This window comes from Pseudomonas sp. fls2-241-R2A-110 (genome assembly GCF_030209165.1).
GTDB lineage: Bacteria > Pseudomonadota > Gammaproteobacteria > Pseudomonadales > Pseudomonadaceae > Aquipseudomonas.
The window spans coordinates 133943-156496 of record NZ_JARVSN010000029.1 but is presented as its reverse complement, the minus strand read 5'-3'; the positions used below and the strand labels follow the sequence as shown (position 1 = coordinate 156496).

Sequence of the window (22554 nt, the reverse complement as noted above, 5' to 3'; positions counted from 1 at the left end):
GCAACCGTTCAACTGAAACCGCGCTTTGCTTATCAAGGACGATCTGTGACCTCGCGCGGTTGCGCTTGTTTGCTCAGCATGACCAGCAGCGATGCGATCAACAGCAGGACTGCCGACACTGCCAGCACGGCAACAAAGCCTGCATCGAACGCCGCACGGGCGAAAGCGGTCAGCATCGCGCTGCCTTCGGGTGACAACGTCTCGGCGACGACCAGCGCGTCGTCGAGACTCTCGAATGCCGTGGGGTTTCGGGTCAGCCACGACGGAATCACCAAGCCCGTTGAATACTCATAAATCGCCGATAACAGGCTGCCCGCAAGGGTTACACCCACAGCACCGCCCAGTTCAAAGGACACTTCCTCGATGGAAGCGGCCATGCCGGCTTTATCGGCGGGCACGCTGAGCATGATGGTGCTGGACGAGGCGGTCAGGGCCGCGCCAATCGTCAGGCCCAACAGCGCAAGGCTGGCGATTTGCAGGGACACCGCCGCGTTGTACAGCAACAGATAGGCCAGCATCGCCACCGACGAAAGCAGCAACGTCCAGAACAGCATCCGCTGGTTGCCCAGTCGCGGCAGGTAGTAGCCGGCAAGCGGACCTGCGATAAAGGAACCCAGTGGCAGCGGGAGGATGAACAGTGCTGCCTCCAGCGGTGACATGCCGAGTACCAGTTGCAGGCGTTGGCTGAACACCAGCTCCATGCCGATCAGCGCAGCGGCCGACACGACCGCTGAAATGACGGCATTTCTGAAGCCCGGTGTTGTGAACAGCGCGAGATCGAGCATCGGCTGTGCGGCACGACGTTGGCGTCGAATGAACAGCGTCAGGCATAGCGCACCCAGGACGACAGCCACCAGCATTCCATCGAAGGAGGGCGCCCGTTTACCGAGTTCCTTGACGGCATACGCCAGGCTGATCAACCCGATCATGACTTGCAGCGAGCCCAACCCATCCCATCGTCTTTGCGCATCCCCCGGGTGATTCGGAATCAACACCGCGCCAAGGGCCAACGCCACCAGCACAATGGGCACGTTGATCAGAAACACCGAACCCCACCAGAAATGCTCCAGCAACAGGCCGCCCACCACCGGGCCGAACGCGGCACCCCCTGAGGCAACTGATGCCCAGATGCCAAACGCCATGGCTTGTTCGCGCTCGTCGGTAAACGTCACCCGCACGATGGCCAATGTAGCCGGCATCATCATCGCCGCGCCGACGGCCAGAAAGCCACGGGCACCGATCAATACACTGGCAGATGGCGAGAAGGCCGCGATCAAGGAGAACAGGCCAAACACACCCAGTCCGCCGATAAACAGGCGTTTGTGCCCGAGGCGGTCACCGAGTGTGCCCATGCCCAGCAGCAACCCGGCAGCGATCAATGCATAGATGTTGATGATCCAGAGCTTTTGCGAAGACGAGGCATTGAGCTCACGGGTGAGTGTCGGCAGCGCGGTGTACAGCACCGTCATATCAATGACGATCAGCAGCAATGCGCTGGAAATAACGGCCAGGATCAGCCAGCGTCGCGGGGGAATCATGGGCGGGGCTCGAGAATGGATGGCAGGAAGCCGGCAACTGCAATCCATTCAAGATTTCAGCACCGGCAGGCAGTTGTCAGATAGCCGGCGGTGTCCGATTACACACGGAAGTGACCTACAAGCTGTTGTTGATGGTTGGCCATTTCATGGAGCGAGTCACTGGCCCTTGAGGCATCGCTCATCCGCTTGGTCAGTGTTTCGCTGATGCCGCGAATGTCACTGACACGATGGCTGATATCTTCCACGACCGTGCTTTGCTCCAGGGCCGCGCTCGCAATCTGCTGGTTCATCTGTTCGATCACATCCACGGCCTGGGAAATATTCTCCAGCGCTGTACGGGTCTGTTGCACCTGAATCACGCTGCTGCTGGCTTGTTCGCGGCTCAGTTGGGTGCTGTGCACCACCTCCTGGCTCAAGTGCTGCAGCATCTCTATTACCGTGCGGACCTGTTCGACCGAACTCTGGGTGTTGCTGGCCAGGTGCCTGACTTCATCGGCCACCACCGCGAAGCCGCGCCCCTGTTCGCCCGCTCTGGCCGCTTCGATGGCCGCATTCAATGCCAACAAGTTGGTCTGCTGCGCGATGGTGCTGATGACGTCCAGCACCTGGCCAATCTGGTTGCTGCTATCGGCGAGGGCATGCACTTGCTTGAGGGTGGTGTCCAGACGCTGATCGAGGCTTTCGATGCTGCGCTCGGTGGTGGAGAACACCGCTTGACCTGATCGGCTCGCGTTTTCGGCAGCTGTCGCGGCGTCGGCGGCGCCGTGGGAGTGACGCGCCACTTCCTGGGCGCTGGCGCTCATTTCGTGCAGCGCGGTCGCGGCCAACTCCACCTCGCGGTACTGGCGCTGCATCCCCGCGCTGACTTCCCGGGCAATTCCCGACGACGTATTGGCGCTGTTGCGGGTATCGAGGGAGGCGGCTTGAATGTCGCGAATAATCGGCTGCAACTTGTCCAGGAAACGGTTGAACCCATTGGCCAACTGGCCCAATTCATCGTGTCGCCCCACGGGCAGGCGTTGGGTGAGGTCTCCATCGCCTTCGACGATGGCATCGAGCAGACTCGCTACCTTCAGCAGCGGGCGTGTCACCCCGTAGGCGGCCAGCCAGATCAGCAACATGCCCAGGCTGCTCGCCAGTACGCCCAGGCCAAGGTTGAGCCAGTTGGCCTCGCGGCTTTTGTCGTCCAGTTCGCTTTGCATTTGCTGAGCGGGTGCCTGCACCAGGGCTTGGGGAACCTTGATCTCCAGTTGCCAGAGTGGATTGCCGGCCACGGTTTGCAGCGCCTGGCGTATATCGAGGGTGTTTCCCGAGACTTCGCCGCTGCGTCCCGCCACCTGGCCGGTGGGCGACACAATGGCTACTTGGCTGTTGCCTTGATACAGGTCCTGGCCGAGGTCGGCAGCCAGCTTTTGCAGCGTGTCGAGGCCAATGTCCATGCCAACCACGCCGAGGACCTTGCCGTTGGCGATCAGAGGGATGGAGACGCTGCTCATCAGGACTTTTTTTCCTTCCACCTCACTGGTGTAGGGCTCCACCACACACGTACGCCGTTGCGCTTGAGGGCAGGTGTACCAGACGTTTGTCGGTTCACTGCCGGGCGGCGCAGTGTCGGTGAAGATTTGCGCCTCGGTGAGCACGTCCTGGACCAATTGTCCCGGCTGGCTCTGTGACCAATACAGCGCAAAGCGGCCTTTTTCGTTGCCCGCCAGTGCACGCTGCCCGACGAAATCGGCGTCTGCGCCCGCCAACGCATCAGGCAGAAGGATGACGTACAGGCCGAGCACTTTTTCGCGTTTGAGCAGTGTCTGACGGGTCACGCTGACCAGCGCTTCACGCAATTGCCCAGGCGTGAGCCGTCCATTGAGCGTTTGATCACGCAGTTGCAAAACCTGTTGCGCGAACCCTTCGCCATACAGCGCCGTTTCGTTGAAAAAGCGTTCGACCTGTTGGCCATGGGCAGCGGCCTGGGCTTGCAATCGGTCCACGGCGGCCTGCCCGAGCAACTGACTGCTCTGCGCCTTCAGAAATTTTGCGCTTTGTTGATTCTGGTACACCGAGGCGCCTACCAGCGCGCCGACGACAGCCAGCAGGCACAGTCCGCTCAGGAGTGTGATCCGCCATTGAATGGTTAGGTGAGCTAAGCGCATGACTGAGGTTTCCTGCAGAGGGCTTTGGCTGCGATGGGCTGAGGTGCAGGCCCTCGCTTTTTATTATCGGTGCCGGCATCTGGGTATAGAGCGGGTGACGCTAGCATGCGGGGAGGGGCGGCCAAGCGGTTATCCCAAATCGGCAATGGCTATGGGGTTGGCAGTGCCGCATCGACCTGTTTTGGGGCGGCGCCTCGGATGCTACCGATTTGGGATAGCGAGCGGTTCAGGGGCGGGCATAGGATCGAACTCAGCGCGCAACTAAAACAAAACGCTAATCGGTGCCGATGGAATTCGATCGGGCCACCCCAACAGCGACTGCCTCATACAATAAGGTCAACAAGCATGAGTGTATCTATCTCGGTCAATAGCTCCACGGAGCTCAAGCGTGGCGCCCTGGGTGTCGGCTTCATCATCTTCTTCGTGGTGTCGGCGGCGAGCCCGTTAAGTGTGATCGCCGGTGGCTTCCCGATTGGCATCATGTTGGGTAACGGTGCCGGTACCCCGGCATTGCTGATCCTGGCGTTACTGGTGCTGCTCGCGTTCTCGGTGGGCTACACCACCATGTCCCGGCACCTGACCAATGCGGGCGGCTTTTATGCGTTCACTTCACGGGGTCTGGGTGGCCTGGCAGGCGGCGCGGCCGGGGTGTTGGCGATGTTTGCCTATAACATTCTTCAGGTCGGTTTGTATGGCATGTTCGGTGGGGTCGTCAGCGGCACCATGGAAAGCGTATTCGGCCTGGTGTTGCCGTGGTGGTCCTACTCGCTGATGGCGATGGCGAGCATTGCGATTCTGGGCTATCGCAAGATTGACCTGTCGGCGCGGGTGCTGTCGGTGGTGGTGATCGCCGAGTACCTGGCGATTCTGATCCTGGATTTTGCCATCCTCAAATCCGGCGGCGACAGCGGCATCAACCTTGATGCGTTCGACCGCGCCCACGTGCTCGGCGGTACCCCGTCCATCGGCCTGCTGTTTTGCTTCGCGGCATTCATCGGCTTTGAGGCCACCACCATTTACGGTGAAGAAGCCATCAACCCTAAACGTACCATTCCGATTGCCACCTACAGCTCGGTGCTGCTGATCGGCGGGTTCTATGCGTTGTCGGTGTGGTCGATGGTGGTGGGTGTAGGCGCGGACAAGATCGTGCCGATGCTGCAGGCCTTGCAGGATCCCACGACATTTATCTACGGCATGTCCGATCACTTTGTCGGGCCGCACCTGACCCAGATCATTCGCGTGCTGTTCATGGTCAGTATCTATGCCGGCCTGCTGGCCTTTCATAACGCCGCGGCGCGTTATTTTTACGCCATCGGTCGTGACGGCCTGTTGCACAGTCTGTTGGGCACCACGCACCGCGTGCATCAGAGCCCGCATATGGGCTCGGCATTGCAGAGCCTGATTGCCGCCGTGGTGGTGCTGATTTTTGCTGCATTGGATGCGGACCCGATCCTGCAACTGTTCGCCTGGTTCTCCAACCTCGCCACCCTTTGCGTCATTTTACTGATGGCGCTGACTTCGGTAGCGGTCTGTGTCTACTTTCACCGTCATCCCGAACTGAACGTCGGAATCTGGCGCGGGCGCATCCTGCCGGTTTTTTCCTCCCTGGCGTTAGTGCTCGTACTGGTACTGGCGGTGGTGCATTTCGACGTGCTGACCGGGGCTAGCCAGCTGTTGTCCTACGGACTCTGCGCCATCATTCCCATGGCCCTGATCATTGGCGTCTTTCTTGCCGCGAGATTGCGCAAGATCTCCCCGCAACGGTTTCTCGCCTTGGGCAGCCACAAGCTTTAAGGCCGCACTCGTTACAGCTCGACTAACCAGATAACTCAAGCCTGCCATCGCTTGGCATGGCGCGTCAGCGTGTGAAAGGAAGGTTTCAAATGCACAACTACAAGATGCTCATCAATGGGGTTCAGGTCGCCGGTGAACAGGGCCGGTTCGACGTGATCAACCCGGCCACCGGTGCTGCATTCGCCCAATGTCCCGCCGGCTCGCTGGCGCAACTCGACCAAGCGGTTGACGCTGCTCAGGCGGCATTCAAAAGCTGGCGCCACAGCACTCACGCAGACCGTTGCGAGCGCCTGTTGGCGGTCGCGGCGGATATTGAGCGGGAGGCCGAGACACTGGCCCGTCTGATTGTGCAAGAACAAGGCAAACCCTTGGAGTTGGCGTTCTCTGAAGTCATGGGCTCCGCTGCCTGGACCCGCTATGCGGCCGGGCAGGAAATTGCCGTCGAGCTGGTGGAAGACACCCCGACTCAACGGATCGAGTTGCATCGCAAGCCTTTGGGTGTGGTGGCGTCTATCACCCCGTGGAACTGGCCGTTCATGATCGCCGTCTGGCACATCATGCCGGCGCTGCGAGCCGGCAACTGTGTGATCAGCAAACCGTCGAGCCTGACTCCGCTGAGCACCTTGCGCCTGGTGGAAATCATTGCCCGCCATGTGCCGCATGGCGTGATCAATTGCCTGACGGGCGAGCACGGTTTCGGCAGCGCAATCACTTCGCACCCGGGCATTCAGAAGATTGTATTTACCGGCTCGACCGCCACCGGACAAAGCGTGATGCGCGGCGCCGCCACCAACCTCAAGCGCCTGACCCTGGAGCTGGGCGGTAACGACGCGGCAATCGTTTTACCAGGTACGCCGATTGAGGCCGTGGTCGAGGAGATTTTCCAGGCAGCGTTTCTCAACATGGGCCAGACCTGCGCGGCCCTCAAGCGTCTGTATATCCACGAATCGCAGTACCAGGCCTTTGCTGATGCGCTGACCCTGATTGCGACGCGCCAAGTGGTGGGCGATGGCCTGGAAGCTGGCGTCACCTTTGGTCCGGTGCAAAACCTTGAGCAATTGGAGCTTGTCGACGCGCTGGTTGCTGACGCGCGGGCACAAGGCGCACGCGTGCTGTGCGGCGGCGCGCGTCTGGATCGCCCCGGCTTCTTTTACCCGCCGACCCTGGTCGCGGACGTGACAGATGGCCAGCGCCTGGTCGACGAAGAACAGTTTGGTCCCGTGTTGCCGTTGATCGCGTACCGCGATGTCGAGGATGTGCTGCGACGCGCCAATGCCAGCGACATGGGGCTGGGCGGATCGGTCTGGGGGCCGGATGTCGAGCAGGCCCAGGCATTGGCCAGCCGTCTGGAGAGCGGCGTTGCCTGGGTCAACTGCCACGCACAGATCCAGCCGAACACGCCGTTTGGCGGCAGCAAGATGTCCGGGTTCGGCGTCGAGTTCGGCCTTGAGGGGCTGCTGGAGTTCACTGGCCAGCAACTGCTGTTTGTCCGTAAACGTGATGCTGAACAAGGAGCATGACCATGTACGAAAAATACAAGACGGCCGAGAAGAAATTCTGGCACCCCATGAGCTCCAGCACCTCGGCGCATCGCTCAAAAACCTTGATCATCGCCCGTGGTGACGGCAACTACATCACCGACATCGACGGCCATCGCATGCTTGATGGTGTGGGCGGTCTATGGAACGTCAACATTGGGCACAACCGCGCCAGCGTCAAGGCCGCCATCGCCGCGCAATTGGACGAGCTGGCGTATTACCAGACCTTCGACGGCATTGCCCACCCTCGGGTGTTTGATCTGGCCGAACGGTTGACCGCCATGTTCGCCCAGGAGCGAATGACGCGGGTGCTGTTCAGCTCCGGCGGCTCCGATGCGGTGGAGACCGCGCTGAAAATGGCGCGCCAATACTGGATCGCCAGCGGCGATCCGGGGCGTACGCGTTTCCTGTCTCTGCGTAACGGTTATCACGGTGTGCACATGGGCGGCACATCGGTGGGAGGGAATGGGGTTTACCACTACAACCACGGCCAACTGTTGGCGGGCTGCCATTTGCTCGACACGCCCTGGTTGTATCGCAATCCCTGGGATTGCCGCGACCCCGAAGCGCTGACCGCGCACTGTATTCGTCAGCTGGAGGATCAGATCGCGTTGCTGGGTGCGCAGACCATTGCGGCATTGATCGCCGAACCAGTGCAAGGCGCCGGCGGGGTGATCGTACCGCCAGCCGACTACTGGCCGCGCCTGCGTGAGGTGTGTGATCGCCACGGCATCCTGTTGATCGCCGACGAAGTGGTCACCGGCTTCGGCCGCTCGGGCTGCATGCTCGGCAGTCGCGGCTGGGGCGTTGCGCCGGACATCCTGTGTCTGGCCAAAGGCATCACTGCCGGTTATATCCCGATGGGTGCCACGCTGTTCAACCAACGTATTGTCGATGGGATCGAGAACGGCCCTGGCTTCAGCAGCATGATCATGCACGGCTACACCTACAGCGGGCACCCGACCGCGTGTGCGGCCGCCCTGGCGGTACTCGATATTGTCGAAGCCGAAGATCTGCCGGGCAACGCTGCCAGGGTCGGCGCGCAATTGCTTGAGCATCTCCAACCGTTGACCGAACGTTTCGACATCGTGGGCGAGGTGCGCGGCAAGGGCTTGATGATTGCCGTGGACCTGGTCGCCGACAAAGCCACGCGCCAACCGCTCGACCCTGCAGGCGGCCAACCGTTGCGCATCGCTGACGAAGTGCGGCGCGCCGGCGTGCTGGTACGACCGATAGGCAACAAGATCATTCTCTCGCCGCCGTTGACCCTGACGTCGGACGAGGCTGGCCTGATTGTCTCTGCGCTTGAAGCGGCACTTGTCACCTGCCGCTAGTCCCTCGCGACACCGGTGCAGCCCGTCTGCACCGGTGTCACGCCCATACCTGAGACAGCTTTTTAAAGGCGCATCACAAGGAGTTTGAGCCATGCGGTATCCATCACGTCGTCCAGTGTTCGGTAGCACGCTTATGTGCACATTGGCGCTTTGCGCCAGCAATCAGGCCCTGGCCTATGAGTTGTACAGTGATGAGAGCCGTCACCTCAACGCAGACATGACGGCCGTGTTCGGCCAGTTCAACAGTCGCAAGAACTACGACGGCACGTCGGGAGGGTCTACCTGGCGCGAAGGTTTCATCAAGTACGGATTGAGCGGCGACCAGGCCTTGGCAGGTAATGGCACCGCGTATGGGGCTTTCGCGCTGGTCAGCTCCGCCACGTGGGGCGACGGCGACCCAGGCGGCAATTCACTGGGGACCGAGCGCACAACAAAGATCGAAGACGCCTACCTGGGCTGGCGCTCCGGTGACCTGTTTCCTGCATTGGGCAAGGATGGGGTCGATATTTCCGGTGGGCGCCAGGTGGTCAAGCTGGGCCGAGGGTTCCTGATCAACGATGACGGACTGAACCTGGGCAAGGGCCCGGCCAATGGCACGATGAACCGTGGGGGCGCTTATTACCTGGCGGCACGGCATGCGTTCGATCAAACCGCGCTTTTGCGCCTGGGTGGCCAAGACGGCCTGCACGGCAGTCTGCTGTGGCTTAAATCCGACAACCGTGTCCAGGCCGAAACCGAATTGGCCGCCGGTACCCTGGATTACACCACCCAGCCGGGTACGATCGGATTGACCTGGATACATGGCATTGACGTGAACGATCAATGGGCCAGCGACCTTCAACGCCAGCGCAAAGGCATGAACGTCTACAGCGTTCGAGGTGAAGGCGATGCGGGCATCAAGAACGTCAGCCTGGCGTTCGAATACGCTTGGCAGGACAAGGACGCAGGGCCTGAGAAAGCCTGGTATGGCGAAGCGGGCTACACCTTCGCCGATACCGCCTGGGCGCCCAAGGTGACCTATCGCTATACCCGCTATTCACAGAAATGGGATCCGCTGTTCACTGGCTTGAGCATGGGCTACGGCACCTGGTTTCAGGGGGAAGTCGCCGGCAACTACGCCGGGCCGTTCAACAGCAACACCAGCATTCAGCACGTTGGATTGAAGGCCGCGCCGCTGGAGAACCTGACCTTGGGCGCGCTGTATTTCGATTTCGACACGGTGCGTAAAAGCAATGCGCTGAACCTCAATGCCCGCGAACTGGATGTCTACGCCGAGTGGGCAGTTAACCCGCACTTGATCGTTACCCCGCTGATTGGCCTCTACAAACCCGATCAGGACTCAACCACGGGAGGCAATCAAGTGAGCGGCAATGGCACCAACGTGTACAGTCAATTGTCGGTGGCCGTTCCGTTCTGACCACACATCCGCCGGGTCCACGGTAAGGGACCGGCGGCTTATCCATAGGTTAGGGCGCGGTGGTGTTCGACTGATTACGCATGTTTTCGGCAATGCGCCGAGTGGTGTCCATGACCATTTCGATCACGGTTTCCTGACGCAGCAGCTTGAAGCTTTGAGTGCTGCCGACAGCGGACAGGCTGCCGACCACTTCGTCGATGTCTGCCTGGATGATGGGGGCGGCGATGCCGGTCAGGCCCAGGTTGAGTTCATCGTGGGTGAGGCAGTAACCGTCCTTGCGGATTTTTTTCGCGGCTTTGGAGAATTCTGCCCAGTCATAAGGACTGTCTGGGTCGTTGGCCATATGTTCTTCGAACAAGCGCTGCAAGCGGCGACCTTTCTGAAAGGCGATCAATACCTTGGATTGCGCGCCGCGAAAAAACGGCAGGGGTTGCCCGCGCCCGAACGCGAAGTGGTAGGTGTCGGTGGGTTCGGCGATGTAGGTGTTGATGATGCGACCGTCATAAAAAACGCTCGCAAACACGGCCAGGCCGGTTTGCGCGGACAGCTCGTGCATCAACTCTCGTCCGGCAATGAGGATCGGGTCGTACTGACGCATCATCCAGTCCAGTTCGATGACACGCGGCCCCAGGCCGTAGTTGCCGGCATCCACGCGGGTCAGCAGGCCGGCGTCGCACAAATCCTTGACGTAGCGGTACACGGTCGCGCGTGACAGGCCCATGCGCTCGGCAATGGTGTCGGGGTCGATCTTCAATGTCTGTGGACCGAACAGGTCCAGGACACTCAGCAATTTGCTCAGGCTGCTCATTTTGTTCCTAAAGACGGGGGGAGGGCGCGTGCTTCGTCCCGGCGTAGACCAGGCATCCCGCAAGAACGCCAAGCGCTGGCGCAACACTACCTCAGTGAGAGAAAAACGCAATCTCGGAAGCCTTTCTTGGTCGATTTAAATCGCGTAAATCTCATTTAATGAGATTAATGTGATTTAAATGCTTGTTAATTGAGTTTTGCCGTGCGATAAATCTCACCACTGCAAATGCTCAAGCAAGAGGGCTGAAAATGAATGGTGCGCAACTGATAGTGAATGCGGCAGCGGCAAGCGGTATCGAATACTGCTTCGCCAACCCCGGAACCACCGAAATTCCATTGGTGGCGGCCATGGCCAGCGCACCAGCACTGAAGCCGGTGTTGTCGTTGTTCGAAGGGGTGTGCACGGGGGCGGCGGATGGGTATGGCCGGATTGCCGGCAAGCCAGCGATGACCCTGACGCACTTGGGCCCAGGGTTTGCCAACGGCATCGCCAACCTGCACAACGCGCGTCGTGCCAATACCCCCATCGTCAACGTGATCGGCGATCACGCGTCCTGGCATGTCAACTACGATCCGCCGCTGGCCAGTGACATCCAGGCCTTGGCCGGGACTGTTTCCGGTTGGGTGCGCACCTCGCGCACGGCGTCGGGTATTGGCGAAGATTTGCAGGAAGCAGTACGGGCGGCCTGGCAGGCCAAAGGACAGATCGCCAGCCTGATTCTGCCCATGGACCTGCAAGCCAGTGCAGTGACGCACAACGGTGTGTTCGCCCCGATGCGGGCGCCGGTTCGCCGCTTTGCCGGTGACCGGGTCGAGACGGTGGCGCAGGCACTGCGCGATGGGCAACGCCTGGTGTTTATCGTCGGCGATGAGGGGTTGTCGGTCGCCGGTCTGGAAGCAGCGGGGCGTCTGGCCCAACTGCCGGGCGTGCGCATGTTTGCCGAGACCTTTCCACGGCTCAGCTACCGTGGCGGTGGTTTGCCGAACCTGGATCGCCTGCCGTATTTCCCGGAAGTGGCCATTGAAATCCTTGAGCAGTACGACCAGGTCGTGTGTGCCGGAGTGCCGGAGCCCATCAGTTATTTCGGCTACGAAGGCATTCCGTCGCGCCTCGCCGAGCGCGAGCGTCTGCTGGCGTTGGCCGACGTCGGCGACGATGTAGCCGGCGCGCTGACAGCGCTGGCCGATGCCCTCAATGCGCCGGCTTACGTGCCGACGCCGTTGGGCATTGAACTGCCGCCCGGTCATGCCGAGCTCACCCCTCAGTCCATCGGCCAGGTGTTGGCCGCATCGTTGCCGCACGACTGCATCGTTTCTGTGGAAGGCGGCACCTGCGGCTATCCATTTTTCACCGCCTCCGCGGGTGCCGCGCGGCACCGGGTGTTGACCAATACCGGTGGCGCGATTGGCCAGGGCATTCCGGTGGGGTTCGGTGCCGCACTGGCGGAGCGGGGCAATCGCGTGTTCTGCCTGCAATCCGACGGCAGTGCCCAGTACACCATTCAAACCCTGTGGAGCATCGCTCGCGAGCAGTTACCGGTGGTCATCCTGATTGCCGCCAACCATCGCTATGCCATTTTGCAGAACGAACTGCGCCGCTTCGGCATGACTGAAATGGGGCCTGAAGCCCTGCGCCTGACGGTGCTCGATAGCCCACGAATTGACTGGAAGGCTCTGGCCAAGGGTTACGGCGTTCCGGCCTGCACGGTGCACACCAATGCCGAACTGCAACAGGCGCTGGCCAATGCCAATGCCGACAGCGGTCCTTGCCTGATCGAAATGGCGTTGTGAAGGAGTCGATGATGAATCAGTTTGAAGTGCTACCCGCTGTGCAAAATTTTTTGTCTCAGCCCGGACGCCTGTTTATCGGTGGCAGTTGGCAGGACGCCGCCGCTGGTCGACGGTTTGCCGTGGAAAACCCGGCGACTGAAGAGACCCTGACGGAAGTGGCCCAAGGCGACGCGCGCGATGTGGATGCGGCCGTTGCGGCAGCCCGCGTCGCGTTCAACGGCGCCTGGGCACTGCAGTCTCCCGCCCAGCGTGGCCTGCTGCTGTTCCGGCTGGCGGACCTGCTGGATCAGCACCGCGAGGAGCTGGCGCAGTTGATCACGCTGGAGAACGGCAAACCCATCTCAGCCGCTCGAGGGGAGGCGGCCAGCGCGGCGACCATTATTCGCTACTTCGCTGGCTGGCCGACCAAGATCGAAGGCAGCACGCTGCCTGTATCGCCGGCCAGCGGTGCGCCGATGCTCAACTACACCTTGCGTGAACCGGTGGGTGTGTGCGCGCTGATCGTACCGTGGAACTTCCCGTTGAACATGTGCGTGTGGAAGCTTGGCCCGGCGTTGGCGACAGGCTGTGTCGCGGTGCTCAAGCCCGCCGAGCAAACGCCGCTGGTCGCCATTCGACTGGTGCAGTTGATCGAAGCCGCCGGGTTTCCAGCGGGAGTGGTCAACCTGATCACCGGCCTTGGCGCTGAAACGGGCGGGCCGCTGGCTCAGCACCCTGACGTGGACAAGATCGCCTTCACCGGCTCGACCCATGTCGGTCGGCTGATCGCTCAGGCGGCCACCAGCAACATGAAAAAGGTCTCGCTGGAACTGGGCGGCAAGTCGCCGAACATCATCTTGCCGGACGCCGATATCGTGCGCGCTGCCAAGGGGGCCGCCGACGGCATCTTCTACAATCAGGGCCAGGTGTGCACGGCTGCTTCACGTTTATACGTACACGCCAGTGTGCTCGATCAGGTGCTCGAAGAACTTGAGCGACATGCCACCGCCCACGTGCTCGGCAATGGTTTGGACCCGGCCACCAGCATGGGCCCACTCGTATCGGGTCGCCAATTGAACACGGTCAAAGGCTACCTGCAACGCGGCCAGGAGGAGGGCGCCGAACTGATCTGCGGTGGCGGTCGTCCCGACCACCTGGAACGCGGTCACTTCATTGCGCCCAGCGTGTTCCTTGATCGCGCCGAGCGTGCCTGCGTCGCCCGCGAAGAGATCTTCGGTCCGGTGCTGACCGTCATGAGCTGGACCGAAATCGACGACCTGGTGCTGCGCGCCAACGATTCGCCTTATGGCCTCGCGGCAGGCCTGTGGACCCGCGACCTGCGCTCGGCGCACCGCGTGGCGGCGCAGCTCAAGGCAGGCTCGGTCTGGATCAATTGCTGGAACGTGGTCGACGCGGCTTCGCCGTTCGGCGGCTACAAGCAATCCGGCTGGGGCCGGGAAATGGGTAAAAACGTGATCGATGCCTACACCGAGACCAAGAGCGTCTTCGTCGATCTGGCCTGAACTGAATAATCACAAGAGGAAATGCTATGGATCTGGAATTGAAAGGTCGCGTGGCCATCGTCACCGGCGGCGGTATGGGTATCGGCAAGGAAGTCGCACGTTTTCTGTCCGAAGAGGGCTGCAAGGTGGTGATCTGCGCACGCCGCATGGAGTTTCTCCAACAGGCTGCCGAAGAGATCACGGCTCAGACCGGCAACGAAGTGCTGCCGCTGTACTGTGACACCAATCAGATGTCGGCCGTGTCGGACATGGTCGAAGCCGCGCACAAACACTTCGGCCGCATCGACATCCTGGTCAACGGTGCCGCAGCGCCGTCCGGGGTGGTGCGCAATGACATCGAACATGCCGGCGATGACGAGCTGCTGTCGGACCTCAACACCAAGGTGATCGGCTACTTCCGTTGCGCCAAGGCCGTGACCCCGCATATGAAGGCGGGCGGCTTCGGTCGCATCATCAACATCGGCGGTCTCACCGGGCGCAGCAGCAAAGTCCTCTCGGGGATGCGCAACCTGGCGATCGCCCACATGACCAAAACCCTCTCCGACCAGTTGGGCCCTTCGGGCATCACGGTCAACCTGATTCACCCCGGTGTGGTCGACACCCCGCACATCCAGGAGCTGTACGAGCGCGAAGCGGTCAAGCAAGGCAAGACCTCGGAACAGGTTGAGCAGGCCTACATCGACGCGACGCCGATTCGCCGCACCCTGGCACCGATTGAAATGGGCTGGCTGATTGGTTTCCTGGCTTCGCCAAAGGCAGGCGCGGTGACTGGAGAATCCATCGGCATCGACGGCGGTTTGACCCGCGGTATCTACATCTGAGGAGCACCAGCGATGAGTAACGGAACCCTGTTAGTGGCCACGGTAGGGCAGGCGGTGATCCGCAGCGCCGACGAGGGTCGGACCTGGCATCGCCTGGGCCTGGGCCAGGATCTGGAGTTCGACGCAATCACTCGATCCTTGAGCGTACACCCCGGCGAGCCTGAGGTGATTTACGCTGGCACGGACGTTGGTTTGTGTGTCAGTCGCGATACCGGCGGCCATTGGCAGCGGGTCGATTCGCCGTTCAACGGGCAGACGGTCTGGAAAGTCGCCGTCGATCCGCAGGACGCGAAACGGATTTTCGTCGGCACCGGTGCGCCTTCGCGTGCCGTGCTGTGGCGGACGCTGGACGGTGGTATCAGTTGGGATCGTGCGCCGGTGGAGATTCCTGAGTTCTGCGACGGGGTCAGCCGCCCACGGTTGCTGGCTTTCGCCTATGACCCGACTGATCGCAACCAGCTATGGTTCGGTCTTGAAGAGGGTGGGTTATTCCATTCCCGTGACGGTGGGGACACTTGGACGCGCGTCGATGATCGGCTGCTGTGGGACTACAACTCGGATGTCCACAACATTCTGGTTCTGCCCAATCATGGCCAGAAAGTCATCGTGGTGGTCTGCGTCAACGCCGTCTACCGCAGCCTGGATGAAGGGCTGACCTGGACCGGCATTATCGGTCGAGAAGTGTTCGGCCTGTATTACATGCGCGCCATGAACGCACCGTTGGGCACGCAAAGCGACCTGTACCTGAGCATTTCCGATGGCACGCCCGGTACCACCAGCAAGATCCTGGTGTCCCGTGATGCCGCGCTCAGCTGGGAAGTGTTGCCCCTGTCGCAACAACCCAATTCCTGCGTCTGGGCCATTGCCTTCAACCCGCAAAATCCGCGGCAGATCGTTGCGGGAACCAAGTATGGGCATTTGTTCACCTCCGACAATGGCGGTGATGGCTGGCAGAAACAGTGGCGCGAATTCAGTGAGATCGCTGACGTGCTCTGGACCCCCGCAGTGGCTCAGATCAAGGCAGGGCATCAATCCGTGGTCAAAAAAAGCTGAGGTATCAGGCGATGAAAGTCGAAATCCTTCGTACACACTTATCGCTCTCGGTAAGTGATCCTGATGTGTCGGCACGCTGGTACGCCGACATCCTGGGCATGCATGAAAGTGCCCGGGGCGAAAGCTGGGTCATGATGGCGTTTGGCACCAAACATCACGACATCGCCTTGCTTCGTGCAGAGCCCGGCGCCCATCAGGGCGGGCTGGGGTTGCAACACTATGGATTGGAAATCGCCGGGGACATGACCACCTTGCGCCAGCTCTACGGCATGTTGCTGGGCAAGGGTGTCGAGGTGGTGAAGATCACCGATCACGAAATCGGCCATGGTGTGTATTTCAACGACCCTGACGGTAATCGCATGGAGTTTTTCCTTGAGACCGAACACGACGATGCGCGCGGCAAGGCCCGGTTCAAGGCCGCTGGCGCACCAAGTCGACATTTCAATCTGGATCCACTAGACCCGCTTTGAGGCAACCCTGATGAAAACCGCAAATTTCGCTTCGTATCACATCCGCAAGTGGTACAGCTTTGTCGAAGAAACCCTGGCCAACGAAAGCGGCCAATTGGCCGATGGCGAGCCGCTGTACAAATATGCCGTCGCCGCCGTGATCGCCAACCCCTATGCCGGTCGCTACAGCGAATCGCTGACCGAACTGATAGAACCGTCGCCGTTGTTGGGCGAAGAGTTCGGTCGGCGTATTCAGGCGCTGGCCGGCTCGCGGGATATCGTCAGCTACGGTAAAGCGTGCATGGTGGGCAGCCAGGGTGAGTACGAGCACGGCAATGCGTTCCTGACCAATCCGGCTGCCGATCCGGTGCGCCTGGCGTTGGGCGGGGGCAAATCCTGGGTGCCGTCCACCGGCAAACGGGGTGGCCCGGGTTCCACCATTGATGTGCCGTTGGCCCACAAGGATGCGCTTTATGTACGCTCCCATTACGACAGTATCTCCTTGATGTTTGGCGATGGCCCTGCACCGGATGAGGTCATCGTGATCTGGGCCTTCGCCACGCGTGGGCGCTTGCATGCGCGACTGGGCGGCCTGCAGGCAGCGGACGTTAAAGGTATTGATGGGCTGCACTGATTTCAGGCGTATGGCTTTAGCGGCGTCGGATTAAAAACACAACAAGAAAGCGGTGAATAGCGATGAAGCAGGAGAAGACCCAGGTTGTCATAGTCGGCGGCGGCCCTAACGGGATCACAGCCGCGCATTATATGGGGATGTACGGTATCGACTGCGTCGTCCTTGAACTTGCCGACGGCGTACTGCCTTACCCGCGTGCAGTGGGGATGGATGATGAAGCACTGCGCGTACTCCAGGGGATCGGCATCGCCGATCTCGCAGTGCGCGACATGATCTGCGATGTGCCGTTGCGCTATTACAACGCTCGCGGTGTGTGCTTCGCTGAGGTCAAGCCGAGTACCGCCCATTACGGCTGGCCAATGCGCAATATTTTCATGCAGCAGTTGCTGGAGGGCACGTTGCGCGAAACCCTGGGGCAGCGTGACAGCGTAGTGTTGCGCCAGGGCCATGAAATGCTCGAACTTGAGCAGGACGGGCAGGGCGTGACATTGCAGGTGCGCGATGCTCAGGGCGATACGTATCAACTGCGGGCTGACTATGTGATCGGCGCCGATGGCGGACGCTCCACTGTGCGTAAAAAGCTTGGCATCGAGCTGTCGGGGCTGACACATGCACGCAAATGGGTGGTGGTCGATACGGCCAATGACACCCTTGATGCGCCTTACACTGCACTGCATGCCGACCCGCAACGGCCCTTCGTGTGCATCTATCTGCCGTACCAGCAACGCCGCTGGGAGTTCATGCTCCTGGAGGGCGAAGATGAGGCGAAGATGTGTGACGAGGGCACTATTCGCGACTTGATCCGTGGGCATATCGGCAACGCGGTCGATCAGTTGAACATCATCCGCATCCGCGCCTATACCCACCACTCCCGGGTCGCCGTGCGGTTCGTCGAAGGGCGTGTGGCGCTGGTGGGCGATGCCGCGCATATTTCTCCACCCTGGGCCGGGCAGGGCCTCAATTCCGGACTGCGGGACGTGGCCAACGTGGCCTGGAAACTGGCGGCGATCATCCAGGGGCGCGCCTCGCCTTCGATCCTCGTCAGCTACGATCAGGAACGCCGTGGGCATGCTACCGAACTGGTGGGCCTGGCTGACAACATGGGCGCCGTGCTGGGGTTGACCAACCCGCTGATGGCCGGCGTGCGTGACTGGCTGTTCCAGGCGGTCAACACTGTCGACAACCTGCGCTCGCACCTGCTGGAGTTCAAGTTCAAACCCAAGGCCACCATCACCAAGGGTTTGGTTCATCACGAGCGTGCCGAGTTGCGCGAGGACGATCTGGTCGGACAGCTATTTGTCCAACCACATATCGAAGACGCTCAGGGACAGCGTCGTCGCCTGGATGAGGTGCTGGGCAATTCCTATGCGGTGCTTGGGTATCGGGTGAACCCGCGCGAGCCACTCAGCGAGGACATGGCCGCTTATTGGGCGCGCTGGGACATGCGTTTTATTCAGGTCAATCGTTCGCGCAGTGGCATCGGACGTGGCCAGCCGTTGACGGCCTTGGACGCCATCAGCGTGGAAGACGTGGATAATCGCCTGGGTGAATGGTTCTCCAAAGTGCGTGACTGCATCGTCGTGGTGCGGCCGGACCGCTTTGTGGCCGCCATTACCACACCCGAGAGGCTTGATAGCGTACTGCGCAAGCTGGCGGAGCAACTGTCATGAGCAGTGGACACGCGCTACTGAGCCAGTTGCATCAGGCGACGCGCACGGCGCAAGCCATTGCACCATTGGCTCCCGAGGCGATAGGTCGGCTTGCCGGGTATGCGCTGCAGCGTCAGGCGCTGGACCGACGCCAGGTCGCAGGCGAGCAACTGAGCGGGTGGAAGGTCGCCTTCGCCGGCAGCGCCGCGCAAAAACGCTTTGGTCTTGACGAACCGGTGTATGGCGCCCTGACGGATACCATGATCGTCGAGCCGCAGACGACGGTGGCGCTCTCGCGGTTGATCCAGCCCAAGCTTGAGATCGAATTGGCATTTGTGCTGGGGCGTACCCTGCTGCCGGGGGACTACCGTGACGAGGATATTCTGGCAGCCATCAGCGACGTGGCGCCCGCGTTCGAGATCGCAGACTGTCGTTGGCAGGGCTGGGCTTTCGGGGTAGGTGCTTTTCTGGCCGATAACGCGGCGGCGGGGCTTTATTGTCTCGGGCCGCGCATCCCGTTCGATCCCGTACACCACGTCAACGTGGAGTATCGTCTGGAGTGCGACGGCGAGCTCTGCGGCAACGGTGATACACGCGATCGGGAGGACAGCCCTGCGGCCAACCTGTGCTGGCTGATTCGGCGTCTGCTGGCCGACGGTCAACCTGTCGAGGCTGGGCAAATCGTGCTGTCCGGGGCGCTGTTGCCGCCAATGAATATCCAGCCTGCCACCTACCGCCTGCGCATGCTTGGCACGGAACTGGCTTTGGGTTTCACCGCGCACGCCGCCCCTGTGTGAACGATAGCTGCGGTCACGGATGACTGAGTCCCTTTCAGGCCAATAAAAAAACGGGGCCACCGAGGAACGACGACCATGCTCGCTGAAGTTCGAACCTTTAATGACCCTCAACAACACGCCGGCTCCATCCAGGGCTGGCAGCAAGTGTATGACCAACTTGGCCGTGGCTGTCTGACGAGCGAGCTGCGGCAGTTGTCCGCCGACCGCTTTCAAATCTTCCAGGAAGTGCTGGATAAACGCGTGGTGCAGCGCGGTTATGCGCCGAAAGGTCGACTGTGCGCGGCCATGTCGTTAGGCTGCCCGCCAGTGGTGCAGGGGCAACAGGTGGGCACTCACAGTGTGGTGTTGTTGCGGGACGGCGAGGAGTTTGTGTTGCACGCGCCTGAAGGCATGCACTTCTTTGCGCTCAATGTCGACGCGGTGCGCTTCGCCAAACTGGCGGCCTTCGAATTGTCTGGCGATCAACTCAAGCGCCTGAAGACCACGTCCCAACTCAGCGTCGATGACGCGTTGCTGCTGCGAATACGCCAGCGTATTCACCCCTTGTTTCGTCACCTTTTGGAGCAGACGGACGCTATCAACTCCACCACCGAGAAAATGCTCGAGGAAGAACTGCTCGGTGCGTTCCTCGATTTGTTCAGTCACGCCACCGATGAGGTGCGTTGTCGTCGCGGTAATTTCGCCGTGAGCGCCTATCTGGTCAAGCGCTGCCAGGAGTTGATCGATGCCAGTGGTGATACGCCACTGAGCATTCTCGACCTGTGCGAACACCTGCGGGTGAGTCGCCGGACCCTGCAAAACAGTTTTCAGGCGGTGACCGGGATGCGTCCGGTCGAATACCTGCGCAATCTGCGCCTCAACGCGGTGCGCCGGCGCTTGATCACAACCTCTGCGTGCACTCACAACATCGGTGACATCGCGATGGCAATGGGCTTTTTCCATCTGAGCCACTTTGCCTCGCATTACCGGCAATTGTTTGGCGAGTCACCCTCCGAAACGCTCAGGGCAATGCGCTAAAGACCACATGTGCGGTCGACGCTTTTCTCCCACCCGATTTCCTTTTTCAGGCTGATATTCAAGCGCTCATGACATTGTTGGTTTCGCTACGCGAAGCTGAAAGGGCGGGTCAGGCGTAGTTGATGCGGTCGCTATAGGCGTTTTGGACCATTTTGCGTTGATAGTCGCAGGGCGTTGTACTAACCAGTTTCTTGAAGTCGCGCAGGAAGTGCGATTGATCGGAAAAGCCGAGGTCGAGGGCCAGCTCCGAAAACGATACGTCGTGTTGGGTATTGAGAGTGTCCAGAGCCGCCTGGCAACGGATGATTCGGCAAAAGGTCTTGGGTGACATGCCGGTGTCCTGGCTGAACTGTCGATGCAGCGTGCGACTGGTGTACCCGCTGAGGTCTTCCAGTTGCTGAATACGAATATCACCGCGGTGGCGCAGCGCCTGCTGAATGACCATCGCCGTGAGTGTCGACGTTTTACCCATCAGGCGAGGGGCAAGGTAGTCGTTGAACAGCCGCATCTGATCACTCAGCAGCGGAGCTTGAACGATGCTTTCGAAGATGCGTTGGGCAAACCCCGAGACCTCCAGAAGGTCGAGTTCCCGTTCGGTCAATTCTTCGGCCAGCACATTGATAAATCCGGGAATGACGCCCGGTGAAAAACGCACGCCAAAGTAGTGATGGTTCTGGTGTAGCTCGACCGCTTGGGCAGCCAGCGGCGTGCCACAGATCCGCGCGCTGGGGCGTGTTGCATCACAGTCGAAAACAATGTCCACGCAACCATCCGGCACGGCCAGCAGATTGGCCGATTGAGCCACGTCGAAGGCATAGAAATGCGAGATCGCCGGGTGCTCTGAAGGCATGACCGAATACCGTGAAGAGTTGAGCACGAACCAGGGCTGTTCGTTCGCAGTGTGGTGCCGGGGAGTCGGCGCGAACTGTTTGATCATGGTTGCACCTTCGATAAGCAGCGATACGAAAGATATCACGCATTAACCACGCCAAGTATTGCGCGACGGCTAACCGGGCATGTCCGAAATTTACAATACCGCCGAAAAACGCGCCCTGATACTCGACGTCGACAGCGTGGAGCTGTGCCTACCGCAGCGATCTCACCTTCAGCCCGAGAACAACTATGTCTACAACTACAAAAATCGACTTCATCTACCTCTCCGAGCAGGACATGATCCGCGCGGGCGTGACCGACATGCCGGCGTGCGTGAATACCATGGAGGAGATGTTCGGCCTGCTCTATGCCGGTGACTATCGCATGGCCGGGCCGAACAATGACTCCCATGGCGCGATGGTGATCTTTCCGCAGGATTCACCTTTCCCGAACATGCCCAAGCCCACGGCTGATCGGCGCATGATGGCCATGCCTGCCTACCTGGGCGGCAGCTTTTGCACCGCAGGCGTGAAGTGGTACGGCTCCAATATCGCCAACCGCGAAAAAGGCCTGCCGCGCTCCATTCTGATGTTTACCTTGAATGACCCCGACACCGGCGCACCGCTGGCCCATATGTCGGCCAACCTGCTGTCCGCCTATCGCACCGGTGCGATTCCCGGCGTGGGCGCGCGCCACCTGGCACGCAAGGACTCGAAAGTCGTCGGCCTGCTCGGCCCAGGGGTGATGGGCAAGACCACATTGGCGGCATTCATCGCGGTATGCCCGCATATCGACACACTAAAGATCAAAGGTCGAGGCCAGAAGAGCCTCGATGACTTTATCGCCTGGGTCAAAGACACCTACCCGCAAGTGACCACGATCGAAGTGGTCGACAGTCTTGAAGCGGTGGTCCGCGACTCGGACCTTGTTACTTATTGTAGCTCCGGTGAGGTGGGCGATCCCACGACCTACCCAATCGTGAAGCGCGAATGGGTCAAGCCGGGTGCCTTCCTGGCGATGCCGGCCTCTTGCTCGCTTGACGACGGGATGGAGCGGCGCGACGTACGCAAGGTGCTGGACAACACCGGTCTCTACCAAGCGTGGTTTGAAGAACTGCCCAAGCCTGCGCATCACTGCGTGCCGGTCATTGGCGTGCGCTTCATGGACATGATTGCCGAAGGAAAGATGCAGCTCGATGAAGTCGAGGACATCGGCAAGATCATCGCCGGGGCTGCGCCAGGCCGTAAGAACGATGAAGAAATCATCATCATGTCAGTGGGCGGCATGCCCGTGGAAGACGTGGCCTGGGGCACGGTGGTGTACCGCAACGCCATCGAAAAAGGCATCGGCGTGACCTTGAACCTGTGGGAAACCCCGGTTCTGCGTTAAG

17 protein-coding genes and 2 pseudogenes are annotated in these 22554 nt (G+C 60.5%); 14 read left to right on the top strand and 5 right to left on the bottom strand.

Annotated features, from left to right (window positions below; translation table 11 throughout):
* Nucleotides 1–32: 32 nt before the first annotated feature.
* From QRN31_RS24150 to QRN31_RS31680, 3 genes and pseudogenes are all read right to left on the bottom strand, one after another.
* Nucleotides 33–1538: an MFS transporter gene (locus QRN31_RS24150; protein ID WP_285434998.1), complete on the bottom strand. Its 1506-nt coding sequence runs from the start codon at nucleotides 1536–1538 to the stop codon at nucleotides 33–35.
* A 98-nt stretch (nucleotides 1539–1636) separates the two neighbouring features.
* A pseudogene (locus QRN31_RS31685) lies at nucleotides 1637–2176 on the bottom strand (methyl-accepting chemotaxis protein); the annotation flags it as partial.
* A gap of 318 nt (nucleotides 2177–2494) precedes the next feature.
* Nucleotides 2495–3688, bottom strand: a pseudogene (locus tag QRN31_RS31680) (PDC sensor domain-containing protein); the annotation flags it as partial.
* Between the two features lie 345 nt (nucleotides 3689–4033).
* Between QRN31_RS31680 and QRN31_RS24140 the strand changes: the two are divergent.
* The 4 genes from QRN31_RS24140 (at nucleotide 4034) to QRN31_RS24125 (ending at nucleotide 9771) form a co-directional block, all read left to right on the top strand.
* On the top strand, nucleotides 4034–5482 hold the full coding sequence (locus QRN31_RS24140; protein WP_285434996.1) for an APC family permease: 1449 nt from the start codon (nucleotides 4034–4036) through the stop codon (nucleotides 5480–5482).
* A gap of 89 nt (nucleotides 5483–5571) precedes the next feature.
* Nucleotides 5572–7002 carry an aldehyde dehydrogenase family protein gene (locus QRN31_RS24135; RefSeq protein ID WP_285434994.1) on the top strand — a complete coding sequence of 477 codons (1431 nt, stop codon included), beginning with the start codon at nucleotides 5572–5574 and terminating at the stop codon, nucleotides 7000–7002.
* Between the two features lie 2 nt (nucleotides 7003–7004).
* Nucleotides 7005–8354, top strand: a complete 1350-nt coding sequence (locus QRN31_RS24130; RefSeq protein WP_285434993.1) for an aminotransferase class III-fold pyridoxal phosphate-dependent enzyme — start codon at nucleotides 7005–7007, stop codon at nucleotides 8352–8354.
* Nucleotides 8355–8445: 91 nt separating this feature from the next.
* The gene (locus QRN31_RS24125; protein ID WP_285434992.1) at nucleotides 8446–9771 is read left to right on the top strand and encodes an alginate export family protein; all 1326 of its coding nucleotides are present in this window, start codon (nucleotides 8446–8448) and stop codon (nucleotides 9769–9771) included.
* A 49-nt stretch (nucleotides 9772–9820) separates the two neighbouring features.
* Here the strand turns inward: QRN31_RS24125 and QRN31_RS24120 are convergent, their stop codons facing one another.
* Nucleotides 9821–10579, bottom strand: a complete 759-nt coding sequence (locus QRN31_RS24120) for an IclR family transcriptional regulator (RefSeq protein WP_285434991.1) — start codon at nucleotides 10577–10579, stop codon at nucleotides 9821–9823.
* A gap of 248 nt (nucleotides 10580–10827) precedes the next feature.
* On the opposite strand from QRN31_RS24120, the gene QRN31_RS24115 reads away from it, so the two are divergent.
* The 9 genes from QRN31_RS24115 to QRN31_RS24075 all read left to right on the top strand — a co-directional run bounded on the left by QRN31_RS24115 (nucleotide 10828) and on the right by QRN31_RS24075 (nucleotide 20291).
* Entirely contained in the window at nucleotides 10828–12369 is a 1542-nt protein-coding gene (locus QRN31_RS24115; protein WP_285434990.1) for an acetolactate synthase large subunit, read from the top strand.
* 11 nt (nucleotides 12370–12380) lie between these two features.
* Entirely contained in the window at nucleotides 12381–13871 is a 1491-nt protein-coding gene (locus QRN31_RS24110) for an aldehyde dehydrogenase family protein (RefSeq protein ID WP_285434988.1), read from the top strand.
* Between the two features lie 26 nt (nucleotides 13872–13897).
* Nucleotides 13898–14692 (top strand): SDR family NAD(P)-dependent oxidoreductase, encoded by a 795-nt coding sequence (locus QRN31_RS24105; RefSeq protein ID WP_019578593.1) that lies wholly within the window; start codon nucleotides 13898–13900, stop codon nucleotides 14690–14692.
* A gap of 12 nt (nucleotides 14693–14704) precedes the next feature.
* Complete coding sequence (locus QRN31_RS24100; RefSeq protein ID WP_285434986.1) at nucleotides 14705–15745, top strand: YCF48-related protein; 1041 nt, start codon at nucleotides 14705–14707, stop codon at nucleotides 15743–15745.
* Between the two features lie 11 nt (nucleotides 15746–15756).
* Nucleotides 15757–16215 (top strand): VOC family protein, encoded by a 459-nt coding sequence (locus tag QRN31_RS24095; protein WP_018927858.1) that lies wholly within the window; start codon nucleotides 15757–15759, stop codon nucleotides 16213–16215.
* A 10-nt stretch (nucleotides 16216–16225) separates the two neighbouring features.
* Entirely contained in the window at nucleotides 16226–16828 is a 603-nt protein-coding gene (locus QRN31_RS24090; RefSeq protein ID WP_285434984.1) for an amino acid synthesis family protein, read from the top strand.
* A gap of 62 nt (nucleotides 16829–16890) precedes the next feature.
* Entirely contained in the window at nucleotides 16891–18498 is a 1608-nt protein-coding gene (locus tag QRN31_RS24085) for a bifunctional 3-(3-hydroxy-phenyl)propionate/3-hydroxycinnamic acid hydroxylase (RefSeq protein ID WP_285434982.1), read from the top strand.
* The gene (locus tag QRN31_RS24080) at nucleotides 18495–19274 is read left to right on the top strand and encodes a 2-keto-4-pentenoate hydratase (protein WP_285434980.1); all 780 of its coding nucleotides are present in this window, start codon (nucleotides 18495–18497) and stop codon (nucleotides 19272–19274) included. The genes QRN31_RS24085 and QRN31_RS24080 overlap by 4 nt, the downstream gene beginning before the upstream one ends.
* Nucleotides 19275–19349: 75 nt before the next feature.
* Entirely contained in the window at nucleotides 19350–20291 is a 942-nt protein-coding gene (locus QRN31_RS24075) for a helix-turn-helix domain-containing protein (protein WP_285434978.1), read from the top strand.
* A gap of 109 nt (nucleotides 20292–20400) precedes the next feature.
* Here QRN31_RS24075 and QRN31_RS24070 read toward each other — a convergent pair whose 3' ends face one another.
* Nucleotides 20401–21228: an AraC family transcriptional regulator gene (locus tag QRN31_RS24070; protein ID WP_285434977.1), complete on the bottom strand. Its 828-nt coding sequence runs from the start codon at nucleotides 21226–21228 to the stop codon at nucleotides 20401–20403.
* A 185-nt stretch (nucleotides 21229–21413) separates the two neighbouring features.
* Here QRN31_RS24070 and QRN31_RS24065 point away from each other — a divergent pair, with 185 nt between their 5' ends.
* Nucleotides 21414–22553 (top strand): ornithine cyclodeaminase family protein, encoded by a 1140-nt coding sequence (locus QRN31_RS24065; protein WP_285434975.1) that lies wholly within the window; start codon nucleotides 21414–21416, stop codon nucleotides 22551–22553.
* Nucleotide 22554 lies beyond the last annotated feature (1 nt).